The organism is Thiolinea disciformis DSM 14473 (assembly GCF_000371925.1).
Lineage (GTDB): Bacteria > Pseudomonadota > Gammaproteobacteria > Thiotrichales > Thiotrichaceae > Thiolinea > Thiolinea disciformis.
On record NZ_AQVE01000030.1, the window covers coordinates 24,104 to 39,585 of the forward strand.

The 15,482-nt window shown below is 43.7% G+C and carries 17 protein-coding genes; 10 read left to right on the forward strand and 7 right to left on the reverse strand.

Features of this window, described 5'->3' with window-relative positions; translation table 11 throughout:
* Positions 1-20 precede the first annotated feature (20 nt).
* On the forward strand, positions 21-530 hold the full coding sequence (locus A3IE_RS0117340) for a hypothetical protein (RefSeq protein ID WP_020396894.1): 510 nt from the start codon (positions 21-23) through the stop codon (positions 528-530).
* Between the two features lie 67 nt (positions 531-597).
* Here the strand turns inward: A3IE_RS0117340 and A3IE_RS0117345 are convergent, their stop codons facing one another.
* Positions 598-2,442 (reverse strand): Ig-like domain-containing protein, encoded by a 1,845-nt coding sequence (locus tag A3IE_RS0117345; RefSeq protein ID WP_020396895.1) that lies wholly within the window; start codon positions 2,440-2,442, stop codon positions 598-600.
* Between the two features lie 163 nt (positions 2,443-2,605).
* Between A3IE_RS0117345 and A3IE_RS0117350 the strand changes: the two genes are divergently transcribed.
* From A3IE_RS0117350 to dtd, 3 genes are read left to right on the forward strand one after another with little or no spacing between them, the layout of a single operon-like run.
* Positions 2,606-3,469 carry a polyphosphate kinase 2 family protein gene (locus A3IE_RS0117350; RefSeq protein WP_020396896.1) on the forward strand — a complete coding sequence of 288 codons (864 nt, stop codon included), beginning with the start codon at positions 2,606-2,608 and terminating at the stop codon, positions 3,467-3,469.
* An 8-nt stretch (positions 3,470-3,477) separates the two neighbouring features.
* On the forward strand, positions 3,478-4,440 hold the full coding sequence (pip, locus tag A3IE_RS0117355; protein ID WP_020396897.1) for a prolyl aminopeptidase: 963 nt from the start codon (positions 3,478-3,480) through the stop codon (positions 4,438-4,440).
* Entirely contained in the window at positions 4,437-4,874 is a 438-nt protein-coding gene (gene dtd / locus A3IE_RS0117360) for a D-aminoacyl-tRNA deacylase (RefSeq protein WP_020396898.1), read from the forward strand. The genes pip and dtd overlap by 4 nt, the downstream gene beginning before the upstream one ends.
* A 6-nt stretch (positions 4,875-4,880) precedes the next feature.
* Here dtd and A3IE_RS0117365 read toward each other — a convergent pair whose 3' ends face one another.
* Entirely contained in the window at positions 4,881-5,456 is a 576-nt protein-coding gene (locus A3IE_RS0117365) for a Crp/Fnr family transcriptional regulator (protein WP_245539213.1), read from the reverse strand.
* 26 nt (positions 5,457-5,482) lie between these two features.
* On the opposite strand from A3IE_RS0117365, the gene A3IE_RS0117370 reads away from it, so the two are divergent.
* The 6 genes from A3IE_RS0117370 to glnA all read left to right on the forward strand — a co-directional run bounded on the left by A3IE_RS0117370 (position 5,483) and on the right by glnA (position 10,576).
* Positions 5,483-5,722, forward strand: a complete 240-nt coding sequence (locus A3IE_RS0117370) for a BolA family protein (RefSeq protein WP_020396900.1) — start codon at positions 5,483-5,485, stop codon at positions 5,720-5,722.
* 36 nt (positions 5,723-5,758) lie between these two features.
* On the forward strand, positions 5,759-6,484 hold the full coding sequence (locus A3IE_RS0117375; protein WP_020396901.1) for an LOG family protein: 726 nt from the start codon (positions 5,759-5,761) through the stop codon (positions 6,482-6,484).
* A gap of 1 nt (position 6,485) precedes the next feature.
* On the forward strand, positions 6,486-6,794 hold the full coding sequence (locus A3IE_RS0117380) for a DUF2782 domain-containing protein (RefSeq protein ID WP_020396902.1): 309 nt from the start codon (positions 6,486-6,488) through the stop codon (positions 6,792-6,794).
* A gap of 9 nt (positions 6,795-6,803) precedes the next feature.
* The gene (locus tag A3IE_RS0117385) at positions 6,804-7,769 is read left to right on the forward strand and encodes a homoserine kinase (RefSeq protein ID WP_020396903.1); all 966 of its coding nucleotides are present in this window, start codon (positions 6,804-6,806) and stop codon (positions 7,767-7,769) included.
* Positions 7,770-7,797: 28 nt separating this feature from the next.
* Entirely contained in the window at positions 7,798-8,970 is a 1,173-nt protein-coding gene (locus A3IE_RS0117390; protein ID WP_020396904.1) for a cation diffusion facilitator family transporter, read from the forward strand.
* Positions 8,971-9,166: 196 nt separating this feature from the next.
* Positions 9,167-10,576 (forward strand): glutamate--ammonia ligase, encoded by a 1,410-nt coding sequence (glnA, locus tag A3IE_RS0117395; protein ID WP_020396905.1) that lies wholly within the window; start codon positions 9,167-9,169, stop codon positions 10,574-10,576.
* 67 nt (positions 10,577-10,643) lie between these two features.
* On the opposite strand, the gene A3IE_RS0117400 is transcribed toward glnA, so the two are convergent.
* The 5 genes from A3IE_RS0117400 to A3IE_RS23010 form a co-directional block, all read right to left on the reverse strand.
* A complete protein-coding gene (locus tag A3IE_RS0117400) occupies positions 10,644-11,021 on the reverse strand; it encodes a hypothetical protein (RefSeq protein WP_020396906.1) in 378 nt (125 codons plus the stop codon).
* A 263-nt stretch (positions 11,022-11,284) separates the two neighbouring features.
* On the reverse strand, positions 11,285-12,256 hold the full coding sequence (locus tag A3IE_RS0117405) for a hypothetical protein (RefSeq protein WP_020396907.1): 972 nt from the start codon (positions 12,254-12,256) through the stop codon (positions 11,285-11,287).
* Positions 12,257-12,645: 389 nt separating this feature from the next.
* On the reverse strand, positions 12,646-13,017 hold the full coding sequence (locus tag A3IE_RS22910; protein WP_157832898.1) for a hypothetical protein: 372 nt from the start codon (positions 13,015-13,017) through the stop codon (positions 12,646-12,648).
* 415 nt (positions 13,018-13,432) lie between these two features.
* Positions 13,433-14,086 (reverse strand): hypothetical protein, encoded by a 654-nt coding sequence (locus tag A3IE_RS22915; protein ID WP_020396910.1) that lies wholly within the window; start codon positions 14,084-14,086, stop codon positions 13,433-13,435.
* 657 nt (positions 14,087-14,743) lie between these two features.
* Positions 14,744-15,482 (reverse strand): hypothetical protein (locus tag A3IE_RS23010; protein WP_020396911.1); only part of this gene is annotated, 739 nt, incomplete at its 5' end.

A 15,482-nucleotide genomic window follows, 5' to 3' on the forward strand; every position in this document is an offset into this window, starting at 1 on the left:
CAACTAACTTAAGAGCAATCATGATGATGAATTTCAAAAAATTATTAGTGGGGACTGTTGCAGCCCAACTGTTATTCGCTTCGGCGGTAATGGCTCAAGGTGCTGAAACGATTGTTACTTTAACCAAAGTGACTCCAGCCCCCGGTCAAACCGTAGCAGCACAAGTAATTATGCCTGATGGTACTAGCGTGCCTGCTACTCAAGGCATGGCCTTACCGAATGGTGCACAATTAATCGTGATGGAAGGTGCTTCGGTACAAGGTACTTATGACAAACAAGGTTGCGCTGTCGAATACGACGCTAAAACCAGACTGGATGTCAATAAGGCTCAACCTTGCTCAAAAGGCACCAAAATTACTGAAACTAAGACTGTTAAAAAGACCACGATAACCACTAACAACCCTGTAGTTGAAGTACCACCACCTGTGTACACTATTCCAAAAGGCTTTTTAGCAGCGGCTGCAGGACTTACCGTAGTAGGGGCTTTAAGTGCCGATAGTATTAATGATAATAAGCCCAAAACCCCTTAACGCTATTATTTTCTAGATTATTAAAAAGGCCGCTTTTAGCGGCCTTTTGTTTAATTTAACAATTAATCTAATTGGGATCTGAACAGGAAGGGTTAATCCCATATGGACTAACACGATTGGGAGGGGTCGGTACTGAACATGCAATATCACCCGCTGATACCGGTAGAGTGAACTCAGTAAACTCTTGAAATTCAGTGCCATTGTTTTTAACACTAGCAACTAATTTAACTTTACTCCAACCCGCTTGGCTCTGTGGGAAAGTAACGACCGCAGAAGCAAAACCACTAGCATCCGTTATCGCTGCACTGGTCACTGTACTGGCAAAAGATGGATCTAAACGCTTATTATTATTAAAGTCTTCCCCTGCCTCTAATGCTCCATTGAAGTTTATATCTTCATTTGCACAGCTAACAGTTATTGCTTGAGCCCAGTACTTTTGATCAGAAGTGGGGCACGGTGCATAAGCACCTTTATAATATTCTATAGGGTGAATACTAAATAATACCTCTTGCCCCTTAACACCATTACCTGCACTATCCGTTACAATTACGCCAAACTTTTTAGTATAGTTGACATCTGATTCGGACATATTTTCATCTTCACCCAATACCACCCGTAAAGCACGTGCGCCTACTGTTAGGTTGATTTGATGCGCAATATTGGTATTTTTTTCTAAAGCCGCATTAATCACTACACCATCTTTGCTACTGGATGTATTACCCGCCGTATAGATAACCGAGGCTTGCCCCAAGGAATCTGTCATCGCCGAGCCACTGCTTAAGCCCCCACCAATCGCATCGCTAACAGTGAATAAAACCACCTGATTTTTGACCAAATTATTATTAGCATCTCTGACTAAAGCAGTAATTTCCACATTCTCTTTGGGTCCAATAATTTGCTTTGTTGCTTGAATAGTTAAATATTTAGGCGCTACTGCAACAAATTCTCGACTCAAACTAGCTGCTAAACCGGTTTGCTCATCGGTGGCCTTAATAAAAGTTCCGCCAGCGGTAGAAGAACGAATCTTAAAGGACGCTTCGCCTTTTTCATTAGTCGTTACTTGACTAGGAATCGTACCGCGTGTAGCCGTCAATTTAATAACACGATTGGCTTGAGCCACACCATTATTTTTCCAAGCCAAATTAATCGACTCATCAGTATCCACGTTAATTTCACTATTGGTACTGCTTAGCGTAAATTCCTCACCCGAAATGGTAACTTCCTGCTGCGTCGAAGCCCCCAACGCCGATACCAGAATAGTGTCTTTTCCACCAACTGCTGCCGTCAGCTCAATATCAACCTCACCCTGAGCATTAGTTAAAAAATTACTGCCACTCACAGACGTAATCAGATTTTTTGCGGATGAACTAACACTAATCTGCTGGCCTCCAATGCGCTTGCCATCAGAATCTAACAATTTGATTTTATAAGGTGTTGCTACATTAGCCATCAACTGACTAGGTCCTTCGATTTGTAGCTTAGTGCCTGCCACCGCCACATTAACGGTACTTGTTTTAGTTTCTGCCTTGACTGTTACTTGTAGTGTTTTATTCGTCGCATCGCCAGGGGTTAGTTTAGCGGTTTTAACACCGGAACTTGCAGTAGTCGCATCCGGCTCAATGGTTGCGTTACTATCCACGGCAAATTGAACAGTGACATCTTTCAACGGATTATTGTTAACATCTTTAGCAATCGCTGAAATAATTACTGGCGTAGCGCCACTAGAGCCTAATTCTAGCGAGCTTGCCTTCACGTCCAAGGTATTCACTTTGCTGCTTGTCGTCCCTGTGCCAGTCCCAGTACCTGCTCCGGTGCCTGAGGGTGGAACAATATAATTACTGTCACCACCACCACAAGCGGTGAGGGCTAAAGTGCATAACACAATCAGGCTTTTTTTCAACAGAAGCGCCATATAAACTCCCTAGTTATTTTTATAGTATGACAATTTATTTTATCATCATTTAACTGTACCCGCATAGAACTACTCAATAATTTTTTAGTGGATAGCTGCCCACTAAGCTAGAGGGCGTGCTACCTTATCTTTAAGCCCAACATACCTGTGGAGTGGCAAAATAATGGACTTCCCTAAACCTTATCGAGTGCCGTTTGATGGCAAATTTTCGGTGGCTAATGCAAAAACAAAACCTGCTCAAGCCACCGATAAAGATAATTTGAAAAAGCAGCTTAAACAGCTCGTGAAAGAATTAGCTGAATTGCAAGAAATGCTTTACGCGCAGGATCAATATGCACTACTTCTGATTTTTCAGGCGATGGATGCAGCCGGTAAGGATGGTACGATTAGCGCGGTTTTGAGTGGCGTCAATCCGGCTGGCATACAAGTCGTCTCATTCAAACAGCCTTCTGCAGAAGAGTTAGATCACGATTTTCTATGGCGCACTACTAAAAACTTGCCAGAGCGAGGGCGTATTGGTGTTTTCAATCGCAGCTATTATGAAGAAGTGTTAGTCGTGCGCGTGCATCCTGAGTATTTGTCAGGCCAACAATTGCCACCTGCTATTGATAAAAAAACCATTTGGCAAGATCGTTATGAATCCATTCGTCATCATGAAACCCATTTGGCTAAAAATGGTGTCGTCCTTTTGAAATTTTGGCTCAATGTTTCCAAAGACGAACAGAAAAAACGCTTTTTAGCGCGCTTGGATGCGCCCGAAAAAAATTGGAAGTTTTCTGCCGGTGATGTTGCCGAACGCCAACATTGGGATCAATACATGGAGGCTTACGAAGCGGCGCTAAAAGAAACGTCGTCTAAACAAGCACCATGGTATGCTATTCCAGCCGATGATAAAGATTATATGCGCGTACAAGTAGCACAAATTATAGTCGATACCTTAAAATCACTAAAACTTGCATACCCAACGATTACCGATAAAGAACGCAGTCAGTTTGCTGAAGCGCGTCGTTTATTGGAATCCGAATAGGACAATACATGAAGGCTCTATATCCACCGATTCGCGAGAACTCCCACTTCTATTTAAAAGTTGATGAACTACACAACTTATATATCGAAGAGAGCGGCAATCCTGAGGGTGTGCCCGTAGTGTTCCTACATGGTGGCCCTGGCTCAGGCTGCGAATCGTGGCATCGTCAATTTTTTGATCCCGAGCGTTATCGCATTATTTTATTCGATCAGCGCGGTTGTGGGCGCTCCACGCCCCATGCCTCACTGGATAATAATACCACGTGGCATTTAGTCGACGATATGGAACGCATTCGAACCAAATTAAACATTAAGCAATGGGTCGTCTTTGGTGGATCATGGGGTTCAACTTTAGCGCTGGCCTATGCGGAAACCCACCCTGATAAAGTGCTTGGTTTAATCTTGCGCGGTATTTTCCTTTGTCGCCAAAAAGACATCGATTGGTTTTACGAAAAAAATCAAGGGGCTAGCCAAGTCTTCCCTGATTATTGGCAGGATTATCAAGCACCGATTCCTGAAGCCGAGCGAGACAATATGTTAAAAGCTTATTATCAGCGTTTGACGGGACAAAATGAGATTGCCCGTATGCAAGCTGCCAAAGCTTGGGCGGCGTGGGAAGGACGTACTGCCAATTTAACGGCGAAAGAAAGTACTATAGAGCATTTCACTAATCCTTATACCGCCATGAGTGTGGCGCGAATTGAGGCGCATTATTTTATTAACGAGGCATTTTTTGAGCCTAATCAACTGTTACGGGATGCCCATAAACTGAAAACTATTCCCGGAATGATTATTCACGGGCGTTACGACATGATTTGCCCACTAGACCAAGCCTATGCCTTGCATGAAGCATGGCCTGAGGCCGATTTCACCATTGTTTCCGCTTGCGGTCATGCTGCCAGCGAGCCGGCGATTCAAAGTGCGCTGGTAAATGCGACTGACTTTTTACTCGATCAATTAGAAAAAAAATGATTGGCTTAATTCAGCGTGTTTCTGAGGCAAGTGTCACGATTGAACAACAACGCGTTGCTGAAATTCAACGCGGGATTTTATTGCTGCTGGGTGTAGAAAAATTAGATACGGTACCAAAAGCGGATCGTTTGCTAGAACGCGTGCTCAATTATCGCATTTTCGAAGATGAGCAAGGGCGCATGAACCGTTCGCTCTTGGAGATTCAAGGAAATTTATTAGTCGTACCACAGTTCACCTTAGCGGCGGATACCAAAAAAGGGAATCGACCTAGTTTTACCAGTGCCGCTGATCCTGAGTTAGGGCACAAGCTATTCGATTATGTGTGTACACAACTCCAAACGCGCTTTGGAGTCCTCCAAGCTGGCCGGTTTGGCGCTAATATGCAAGTCCACTTAATTAATGATGGCCCCGTCACCTTCTGGCTACAGGTCTGAGCTAGGCTACTGCTCAGGCTGGAACTCTTTTAATTGGCGATGCAAGCTAGCATTTTTCTCACTTAAGTCACGGACTAAAGAATCGAGGCTACGAATCACAAACTCTAGTAATTTACTGGATACATAAGGCTCGTCTAACACGATACGGTTATACATGCCACGACTAATTTCCAGCAAAGCAGCACCTTCCTGCATAGCTGCTAAACGTAAAGTACGAGGTCGTTTATCAAAAAATGACATTTCCCCTACCAGTCCACCGCTGCCTATCTCACCCACTTGCAAGGATGACTGTTGAGTGATTTGATAAAGTCCAATCGACCCGCCAATTACCATAAAAAAACTTTCGCCGCGTGCGCCAATTTCGGCTAATACTTGTTCAGGCTGGAGCGTCACCAAACGGGTATAACGTACAAACTTACTGACTTCATCTTGCGTTAACTCAGCACAAAACTCGGTGCAGACTTGTCGTACTAACTTAACTAATGCCGCATGATCCATGGTGCTGTTTTCCAAATTCGAGCAAATTAACCAAGTATTCGTGTATAGATACCGATTGTCGGCTTCACATCCGCTATACTGCATAACTTGGCACTATTAAGCGAGTTATTATGAGTATGACAAATGAAGCGGTAGCTGAGCTTATCCGCACCCAGTTTCCCGATGCAAAGATTACCGTAACTGGTGACGGTTACAAATACCACGCTGAAGTGATTAGTATAATTTTTGAAGGCGTCAGTAAAGTAAAACGTCACCAATTAGTGTATCGCACAGTGGCTGAGGCTATTAGCTCCGGCGAAGTCCATGCACTCACTATTACTGCATTGACACCGCATGAAGCAAGCACATAAATAAGGATAAGAGTTTAGGAGAACAACAATAACGCTATGGATGAGATCACCAAAGCACGCCATCCGGTTTTAAAACCGATTGATGACAAAGAGTTAGCCCGCGAGAGCTGGAAAATTTTCCAAATTATGGGCGAATTTGTCGAGGGGTTTGAGCGTTTAGCGCGTATCCGACCTTCTGTGAGTATTTTTGGATCAGCACGCACCCCCGTGGATAGCCCACTTTATGAATTAACGGTTGAAATTGCGCATAAGTTATCGGATGCCGGTTTTGCGGTAGTCAGTGGTGGTGGCCCTGGTATTATGGAGGCTGCCAATAAAGGGGCGCAAATGGGTAAGTCGCCCAGCATTGGCCTCAATATCCAGCTCCCCCAAGAACAACACGGCAATCCTTATCAGGATATTTCACTGTATTTTCGCCACTTCTTTTCGCGCAAAGTGATGTTTGTGAAATATGCCTCGGCCTATGTCGTGATGCCCGGGGGGTTTGGTACGCTAGACGAGCTAGCAGAAATTTTGACTTTGGTACAAACTGGCAAAACACACAAAATACCGATTATTTTAGTCCATACACCGTTTTGGACAGGTTTATTGGAGTGGTTCCGCCAAACGCTGGTCACCGAGGGAACCATTTCACCCCAAGACATGGATTTATTTGTGTTGTTGGATGATGTGGATGCGATTGTCGATTACATTTTTCAATATTACGAGCGTAATGTGGCAGGTATGTCACCGCAAGAGCGCGCTCAATACATGGAGCTATAACATGTTATACAAGGGCTTAGTTGGCATGGCTTTATTGGCAATCACGTATACCGCCCAAGCCGAACCGGGGGTGACGGTAGAAGAGGAAACCAATGGCCGCGTTAAAGTACAAACCATTCAAACCCAAGATCGCTTGGGCACCCTAGAAGAGCGTCGCGTTCAAGCGATGTACAGTGAAATTCGCTTTACGCCAGCTGGCAGCACAGGCGGCTATCAACTCATCGATACGGATAGCACTGGCTCTATTAATAATGCCCATCATGACAGTGATCAGTTGAAAATTCCGAGCTGGAAAATGTTTAGCTGGTAACACGGAAGGATGTCAGTCCATACGCCCATTAGCTTTGCTGAGCTAAGTAGGTTTTTGCGATCTTATGAGCTGGGTGACCTTCTTGAGTTCGAGGGCATCACAGCGGGTGTTGAGAATAGCAACTTCTTCGTTACTACTACACGGGGCAAGTACGTCCTCACACTACTCGAACAATATGATCTTGACCAAGCGAGCTACTTTTTTGCGTTGATGGATTGGATGGCACAAGCCGGTATTCCAAGCGCTATGCCGCTACGCGATAGACAACATAGTTTGCGGCATAGCCTGAACGGCAAACCTGCGGTATTAGTAGAGCGCCTGGCAGGGCATATCCTAACGCACGCAAATGTTGAGCAATGTGCGATTATAGGTCAGGTATTGGCGCAAATACATTTAGCAGGTAAAGACTTCCCCCATTATCGGGCGCCAGATCGTGGTCACGTATGGCGCCAGCAGACTACTAACCACCTCTTGCCTCTATTAGATAAGCATGATAGCGCCTTACTACGTCAAGAAATGGCGTTTCAGCAACAAGTGCCGCTTGATCAACTCCCACAAGGCGTGATTCATGCAGATTTATTTTGCGACAATGTGCTCTTCGATCAACAACAACTCACCGGTGTCATTGACTGGTATTACGCCTGTCATGATCCGTGGTTGTATGATGTTGCCATTGTGGTCAATGATTGGTGCTGTGATTCTTCAGGCGCATTAGATCCTGAGCGCTTGACCATCTGTCTGCAAACTTATCATCAATTACGTCCATTTACGCCAGCGGAGGCTGAGCAATTTTGGGGATTAGTACGAGCAGCGGCTTTACGGTTTTGGTTATCACGCTTAGTTGCTTGGCACCTTCCACAGCAGCACATGCAACAAATTATTTTACGTAAAGACCCTGAGGAATTTCGTCAAAAACTACAATTGCGTCAACAAGACGAAAGCTTATTACACCAGTGCTGGCCAAAATCGTTATAATCCATTTCTTTAACTCGATGTTTTAGTGATGGCACATTCTCATTCACCTCCTACTGAGACTTCAAACGCTCCTCTTTCTATTAGCGAACGTCATCGTGCCACACGCGCTATTGCGATCATTGGTGCTATTACCAATTTGCTCTTAACGATTGCGCAGATGATCGGTGGTTTTTTAAGTGGTTCACAGGCATTAATCGCCGACGCCTTTCACACGCTTTCGGATTTGTTCAGTGATGGTGTGGTACTAATCGCTGCAAAAGAGGCTCATAAAGCAGCAGATGCAGAACACCCTTATGGTCATGGGCGTATTGAAACCCTCGCCACTGTGTTACTTGGCTTAATTTTGGCTGGGGTTGCAGTAGGCATTTTTCTGACAGCTTGGCAACGCCTATTTTCCGGCGCCCCGATTACGCCCCCACATCCACTTGCGCTGTTTTTTGCTGGCCTAGCTATTTTAAGCAAAGAAACGCTCTATCACTATACGATGCGTACTGCTAAGCGTGTACGCTCTAGCCTATTAGAAGCGAGCGCTTGGCATCATCGTTCTGATGCTATTTCCTCGATCATCGTACTTGCCGGTATTGCGGGAGCACAATTCGGCTTTCCATGGTTAGATAGCGTGGCAGCGATTGTAGTAGCCGTCATGATTCTATTCATGGCCGGACGAATGATTCTGAATAGCACCATGGAGCTAGTAGATACGGGTATTGAACCCGAACAATTGGATGCTATTCGCCATTATGTTCATCAAATTGATGGGGTTAAGGACTTACACATGCTACGCACCCGCAAAGTGGGTAGCCAAGTGTTTGCCGATGCCCATATACAAGTCGATAATTTTATTAGTGTTTCTGAAGGGCATCATATCGCCGAATCGGTGATTTATGGCTTAAAGAAAAAATTTCCTGAATTTGCGGATGTCACTGTACATATTGATCCAGAAGATGATGAGCTTTCCCATCCGAGTAGTCGCCTACCATTGCGTAGTCATTGGATGAAAGCCTTACGAGCCAATCCACAAACCGATGTACTATGGGTCTCGATTGAAAGCATTCAAGCGCACTATGTGGAAGATAAAATCTATTTGGATATTTTCCTAAGACAAGCGGTAGAATCTGCGCAACTTGAAGCCTTCTTAGCCGCTTGTGCACAATTAAGTTACTTAGGTCGAATCCGTTTCTATCAGCAGATCGCCCCATAAAAGTGCGCTTTAACAGATTTGCTTTAAATTGGTGCAGTGCTAGCGTTTAGCAAAGCTTAAAACCTAGGCAGATACAGCTTATTATCTGCCTCACGGACTCATTTGACTTGGTATGAATTTTGCAGATTAGCTGTAAATTTGGGGCTTTAAACCTTTAGACCTATTAAATCTCGTTTTAACTTCAGGAGACGATCGAATGTCTGCACAAGACGTAATGAACATGATTAAGGAAAACGACGTTAAGTATATCGATTTCCGTTTCACCGATACACGTGGCAAAGAACATCACGTCAGTGTGCCGCTCAGCGAATTTAATGAAGATATTTTCGAAGACGGCAAGATGTTTGACGGCTCCTCCATTGCGGGTTGGAAAGGTATTAATGAATCTGACATGATTTTGATGCCTGATCCCGATACCGCCTTTATTGATCCTTTCTTCCAAGACGTTACCTTAAACATCACTTGCGGTATCGTTGATCCGGCCACTATGGAAGGTTATGAGCGTGATCCACGCTCTATCGCCTCACGTGCGGAGGCTTATTTAAAATCAACTGGCATCGCAGATACCGCATTCTTTGGTCCAGAGCCTGAATTCTTCATTTTCGACGATGTACGTTGGGGTGTGGATATGAGCGGCTGCTTTGTAAAAGTAGACGCTGACGAAGCGGCTTGGAATACCGGCAAGAAATTTGAAGATGGCAATATGGGTCACCGTCCGGGCGTAAAAGGCGGCTACTTCCCTGTTCCACCGGTTGATTCTTCACAAGATCTACGTGCACAAATGTGTAACGTGCTACAAGAAGTGGGCGTGCCTGTTGAAGTGCATCACCATGAAGTGGCAACAGCCGGTCAATGCGAAATCGGTACTAGATTTTCAACTTTAGTCAAACGTGCCGATTGGACTCAACGTCAAAAGTACGTTATCCACAACGTTGCACACCAATACGGCAAAACCGTCACTTTCATGCCAAAACCTATTGTCGGTGATAATGGTTCCGGTATGCACGTTCATATGTCTTTAGCAAAAGACGGCACCAACTTATTTGCGGGTGAAGGTTATGCAGGTTTGTCTGAAACAGCACTGTATTACATTGGCGGCGTTATTAAGCACGCAAAAGCATTGAACGCTTTTTGTAATCCAGGTACTAATTCTTATAAACGCTTGGTTCCCGGTTTCGAAGCGCCTGTTATGCTAGCTTATTCAGCCCGTAACCGTTCTGCTTCTATCCGTATTCCTTTCGTTTCTAGTCCCAAAGGACGTCGTATTGAAGTTCGCTTCCCTGACCCAAGTGCAAACCCATACTTAGCGTTCGCTGCGTTAATGATGGCTGGCTTAGATGGTATTAAAAATAAAATCCATCCGGGCGATGCAATGGACAAAGACCTATACGACTTACCACCTGAAGAAGACAAACTCATTCCAAAAGTTTGCCATTCTTTAGACATGGCCCTAGAAGCATTGGATAAAGATCGTGAGTTCTTAACAGCAGGTGGCGTATTCTCTAACGATATGATCGATGCTTATATCGAATTAAAGATGCAAGAAGTCACTCGCTTCCGCATGACCACACATCCAATTGAATACGATATGTACTACAGTTGCTAACTAAGCACTTAGTATAAAAAAGGCCAGCTAATGCTGGCCTTTTTATAAAATCTGCAGTTAGCGCAGTTTACCAATATTTAGTACCGCTACCAATACCACCTAATAAGCCATTCAAAATATTTCCAAAACCAATGCTGGCACTAAAAGGGCCGATTTGAATACCTGCCCCTAATCCACCCCAGCCACCATTATTGGCCACATAAGTGGGTTGGCGATAAGCATGATCATAACCACTGGTGTAGCCACTTTGGTAACCCGTTTGATAACCATTGTTATAATTGTTAGCAGCGCCTCCCCAATAGCCTTGGGTGTAACCTGCATTATAACCGTTATCATACATACCAGCTTTATATTGGGTCAGACCGCCTAATAAGCTATAACTTGGAGTGCGATTGGTGTTATAAGTCACTGCTTGATATTGTTGATTAGAGATAGTGTTATACATTCTTAAACTGTCCTGTATTCAAAGCTATTATGATAATTGTCTACACTACATAACAGTGCAAAAATCGAGAAGTGTGGCAACTCAATCTTGCTGGGCATAGTGTCTACCCATACCCACTATGATGAACTAGGCTAGTCTGTTGAGAAAACTATCTTCTAGATTAATGGCTAATCTTCTGATAAAAAGTATTTATTTATAGACAAGTGAAAGTTATAAACCACCGCCAGCAAGAGGCGTCCTTGCCTCTTCCATACTTGCAGAAACTACTTGGAAGAACTACCGATACCCATGATATCTTTGAGCAAGCCCCCGAGTAATCCACCGAACTGCAAACCATTATTACTTTTCACTTTAAATAAGCCAAAATCCAGATCAAAGTTTAGATCAAACAAGCTAGAGCGGCGCTCTTGACCTTTTGCAGGGGCCTGTGGCTGTGGTTTTGGTGTGGGAGCAGGTGCCGGTTTTGGCATAGGCATTTGCATATTTGGCATATTAAAGGGCTGAGCGGGCTGCTGTTGTGCGGGACGCTGTGGTTTTTTCTGCCCTCCCGCTTGCCTTTCTCTAGCCGCTTCTTCCGCATAAGGTGAAACACCTACCCTTATTTTACCTAGCGGGCGATAGTATTTCGCAGATTTCGCGGCCTCTGCTTCTACCAAAGGTCCTAATTCTATTTTGCCTAACGGGCGCTTAGGTTTAGTAGTGCTCGTAGCGTCCGCTCTATTATACTCATTCTGCGTCATACGCTGTTCTAAAGGTCGTCTAGCACTCTCTGTAGCCACTGAAGGTTCTAATTCTATTTTGCCTAACGGGCGTCTAGGCATAGGATTAGCCTCTGTTCTATCATACGCATTCTGCGTCACACGCTGTTCCAAAGGCCGTCTCGCCCCCTCTGTTGCCACTGAAGGTTCTAATTCTATTTGGCCTAACGGGCGTCTAGGCGTAGGACTAGCCTCTGTTCTATCATACGCATTCTGCATCACACGCTGTTCCAAAGGCCGTCTTAATTCACGCTCTAATGGCTTAATAGTCCGTCTGTCTTCAACTCCAACATCTCGATTATCTATATCACGTAGTAAAGCATCTAAAGCTGCCACTTCAGCCTTACTGACATAATCACGATCATCAACTCGATTATCTCTATTATTATAATTTAAGCGCATACTGCCACGTTCAATATCACGACTATAGCGGTCATTATAAGCCGACTTTTTATCACTGAGATCATAATTACGCATATATGAGCTTCTATCATCACGATCTACATCTCGTCTATAACGGTCATTATAAGCTGATCTATCAAGAGCGCGATAATATCCGTCATGATGAATAATTGTTGTATTTTTTTTAAAAAAAGCCATGGAAGAAGGATAATCACGATAGCTACGCAAGGAGGATAACCTGAAAAGACTTGACATAAGACTTCCTTTAAAAAATTCATTAAACGCTAGTTATACAAGCATTAGTTGCACAACTGCTGGACTACTAATCATTAATAAAAAAAAGAAGCAATAAAATTAAATAAAGGATAAGCAGGTTTATTTGAGAGATAGAAAGTGACATTAATTTCTTTGAAAAAGCCAGATAATTACTGGCTTTTCATAAAACTCATACCCAAGCCTAATGATTAGAAAGGAATTGGATATGGGAAAGGTAGTGGATATGGCACTGGACGATCTACTTCTACTTCGACAGGCACTTCTACTGGATAAGGACGATCCACCGCTACTTCAACAGGTACTGGCACTTCAACAGGTACTGGCACTGGAACACGTACAGGTACTTCAACAGGTATTTCTACTGGGTAGGGCTTACTTAAAACGGTTGGCTTACCGACATAGATAACGCGCTCAGAAGGAAGTAAATTTTCATCAGATTCAGATAATAAATCAGAAAATCTATCACCACTTCTACTATCTAGTGACTGTAGTAAACGATCCAAATCTGATGACGAAGATGATCTTGGATAGGAACTGGCTGAAATAGGACTACTAGCCATGGTTTATCTCCTGATGTTTGCTAAGAATTTTCGACAAGAAAACAAGCCTAAAAATAGAACGAGCAGCAATACAACCTAAGGCATACAGCTGTTATTCTGGAAGGTTATGAGAAACTGTTCTCAATCCTGCGTTAAGGATGCAGTAAATTACGCTAAAATTAGAGTTCTCAAAGGATTATCGTTGAACAAATCACGATAAAATGTGCCAGCGCTGGGCTGCAAAATCTTGTATTAACTGCAAGAAAAGAGATATTGGTGGTTAGTTTGCAAAAAGACAACTTAATGCCAGCTGGTATAATAATTAATAATAAAAGAAGATTACACGCATCAATACATAATAAAAAGCCAGTAAGATACTGGCTTTTCGATTTGACATTTTAGGCAGTCCCATGAGGACACTGCCTACAAAGTTCTCTTAGAACAGACCGCCTAACAAGCCACCTAATAAACCACCAGAACGTTTTTGGGTGGTTTTTGCAGGCTGAGCAACATCAGCTTCTACAGGCACTGGCACTGGCACTGGCTGAGGAACCATTTGTGGCATTACAGGTACAGGCACTGGCACTGGCACTTGTACTTGCTTTTCAACAGGATAAGGCTGTGGAACAGGGATTTGAACAGGTACTTGTTTCTCAACCGGATAAGGTTGTGGCACTGGCACACGCTTCTCAACGGGCACACGGCGTTCAATCACGACAGGTACTTCAACCGGACGATCCACAGGTACAGGCACTGGATAGGCACCTACACCACGTCCCAAACCGCCGTAACCACCCAATCCACCCAAGCCAGACCCGAAACCACCTAGACCGCCAAAACCATCTAAATCGCCAAAGCCACCTAAACCACCACCTAAGCCATTAAGACCATAAGGGGTTCTGCCATAATAGCCAAAATCAGGACCAGGTCCTACATCGAACAAGCTATCTGGCCCAAAACGACCAGCACCGAATACGTCATCAAAGCGAGAACCTAATCCATCCAAACCTGTACTGAAATCGCTAAATTCAGTATAATTAGCAAAGCTAGGACCGCCATCTAAACGATCTAAATATCCGTAAGGCATCATTTGATAATCTCCTTTATTTCTTTAATGATAGTTTCTATCAATTAAAACAAGCCAAAATAATTCAAAATACTATGGGCTTGAACTCTTTTACTGTATTACCTGAGCACACTAGGTGTGTTCCTGTAGGCTAGAATGCGATAAACCAGACTCATCAATGAACCAGAACTATGACTGCCGTAGATCAAATCACGACAAACCGTCACATATCAAACTCAAGGTTATAAATAAAAATAACTTATTATAAAAAATAACAATCGAAGTAAAATTACTATAAAACTGATTAGTAAATGACTGCTTGCTCAAAGCTATTTTTCGGATGGCTTAACTAAAAAAGATCAGTATGAAATCGATACGAAAATATTATGAATATAAGAAATTGAAGATAAAAATTATCTTCCAGAGAGAAATATTGATGAGTAGGCAATAGAAAATCGGACTTTTACCAAATTCGATTTCCAAAAATTTTAACTATCTAATTTCTTATTAGTTTTTACCGGAGGCTTTATCTAATAAAACTCAAAAAAAGCAAGTACAACCCAAAATTATCTGTATAAAGCCAGTTAAAATAAAAATAAAATTTTAGTGAAAGGTAATAAATAATAACTGGCCAGATTTCCTAGCCAGTTATTTTTAAAAAGCCTCTTTTAGTCTTACCGATTAGCACATGCCAGCTTTTTTATTGGCACCAATAGACTGTGCAAAGCTAGTTAAGGCACTGGCTAAACCAGAGGTGAATTTATCAGTGAGGTCATCACATTTATTATCAAACTTGGCACCAGTCCAAGCATTGGGACGGCTCATGCCAGCAAATTGTGGACGACCCCAATCTGAAAAAGCTGGACGAGACCAAGCTGCTGGGCGAGGACGATTCCAAGCACCCCAACCTAGACGGCTGTCAGTACGACCATCGATATAGCCATCACGTGAACCAGCTTTGTACCCATCACGACCACCATCCACATAACCTTCGCGATTACCGTCAGAGAAGCCATCACGATAACCTGCGTTATAAGCGCTACGAGCCCCCCAGCCTGCATTGAAATTAGGGCCAAATACACCGCCGAGGCTAGGCTTATAACCCATCAGGTCACGGCCAAAGCCACCAGGTAACAAACCACGGCCAAAGCCAGCCGTTGGTAAGCCACGACCCATATCACCAAAGCCACGGCCTAAACCAAAACCACGACCCATATCACCAAAGCCACGGCCTAAACCAAAACCACGACCCATATCACCAAAGCCACGGCCTAAACCAAAACCACGGCCCATATCACCAAAGCCACGACCCACATCACCAAAACCACGACCTAAACCCAAGCCACGGCCTAAATAGCCATCATTAATCATAACAGTGCTAGTTGAAATAGATTTAGCGGTCGCTACAGTTGCAGCAGAA

What these genes read in the sequence shown, in the direction of transcription:
- A3IE_RS0117340 (WP_020396894.1), top strand. Translation starts at nt 21, where the DNA reads ATGATGATGAATTTCAAAAAATTATTAGTGGGGACTGTTGCAGCCCAA.
- A3IE_RS0117345 (WP_020396895.1), bottom strand. Translation starts at nt 2,442, where the DNA reads ATGGCGCTTCTGTTGAAAAAAAGCCTGATTGTGTTATGCACTTTAGCC.
- A3IE_RS0117350 (WP_020396896.1), top strand. Translation starts at nt 2,606, where the DNA reads ATGGACTTCCCTAAACCTTATCGAGTGCCGTTTGATGGCAAATTTTCG.
- pip (WP_020396897.1), top strand. Translation starts at nt 3,478, where the DNA reads ATGAAGGCTCTATATCCACCGATTCGCGAGAACTCCCACTTCTATTTA.
- dtd (WP_020396898.1), top strand. Translation starts at nt 4,437, where the DNA reads ATGATTGGCTTAATTCAGCGTGTTTCTGAGGCAAGTGTCACGATTGAA.
- A3IE_RS0117365 (WP_245539213.1), bottom strand. Translation starts at nt 5,456, where the DNA reads ATGCAGTATAGCGGATGTGAAGCCGACAATCGGTATCTATACACGAAT.
- A3IE_RS0117370 (WP_020396900.1), top strand. Translation starts at nt 5,483, where the DNA reads ATGAGTATGACAAATGAAGCGGTAGCTGAGCTTATCCGCACCCAGTTT.
- A3IE_RS0117375 (WP_020396901.1), top strand. Translation starts at nt 5,759, where the DNA reads ATGGATGAGATCACCAAAGCACGCCATCCGGTTTTAAAACCGATTGAT.
- A3IE_RS0117380 (WP_020396902.1), top strand. Translation starts at nt 6,486, where the DNA reads ATGTTATACAAGGGCTTAGTTGGCATGGCTTTATTGGCAATCACGTAT.
- A3IE_RS0117385 (WP_020396903.1), top strand. Translation starts at nt 6,804, where the DNA reads ATGTCAGTCCATACGCCCATTAGCTTTGCTGAGCTAAGTAGGTTTTTG.
- A3IE_RS0117390 (WP_020396904.1), top strand. Translation starts at nt 7,798, where the DNA reads ATGGCACATTCTCATTCACCTCCTACTGAGACTTCAAACGCTCCTCTT.
- glnA (WP_020396905.1), top strand. Translation starts at nt 9,167, where the DNA reads ATGTCTGCACAAGACGTAATGAACATGATTAAGGAAAACGACGTTAAG.
- A3IE_RS0117400 (WP_020396906.1), bottom strand. Translation starts at nt 11,021, where the DNA reads ATGTATAACACTATCTCTAATCAACAATATCAAGCAGTGACTTATAAC.
- A3IE_RS0117405 (WP_020396907.1), bottom strand. Translation starts at nt 12,256, where the DNA reads ATGCGTAATTATGATCTCAGTGATAAAAAGTCGGCTTATAATGACCGC.
- A3IE_RS22910 (WP_157832898.1), bottom strand. Translation starts at nt 13,017, where the DNA reads ATGGCTAGTAGTCCTATTTCAGCCAGTTCCTATCCAAGATCATCTTCG.
- A3IE_RS22915 (WP_020396910.1), bottom strand. Translation starts at nt 14,086, where the DNA reads ATGATGCCTTACGGATATTTAGATCGTTTAGATGGCGGTCCTAGCTTT.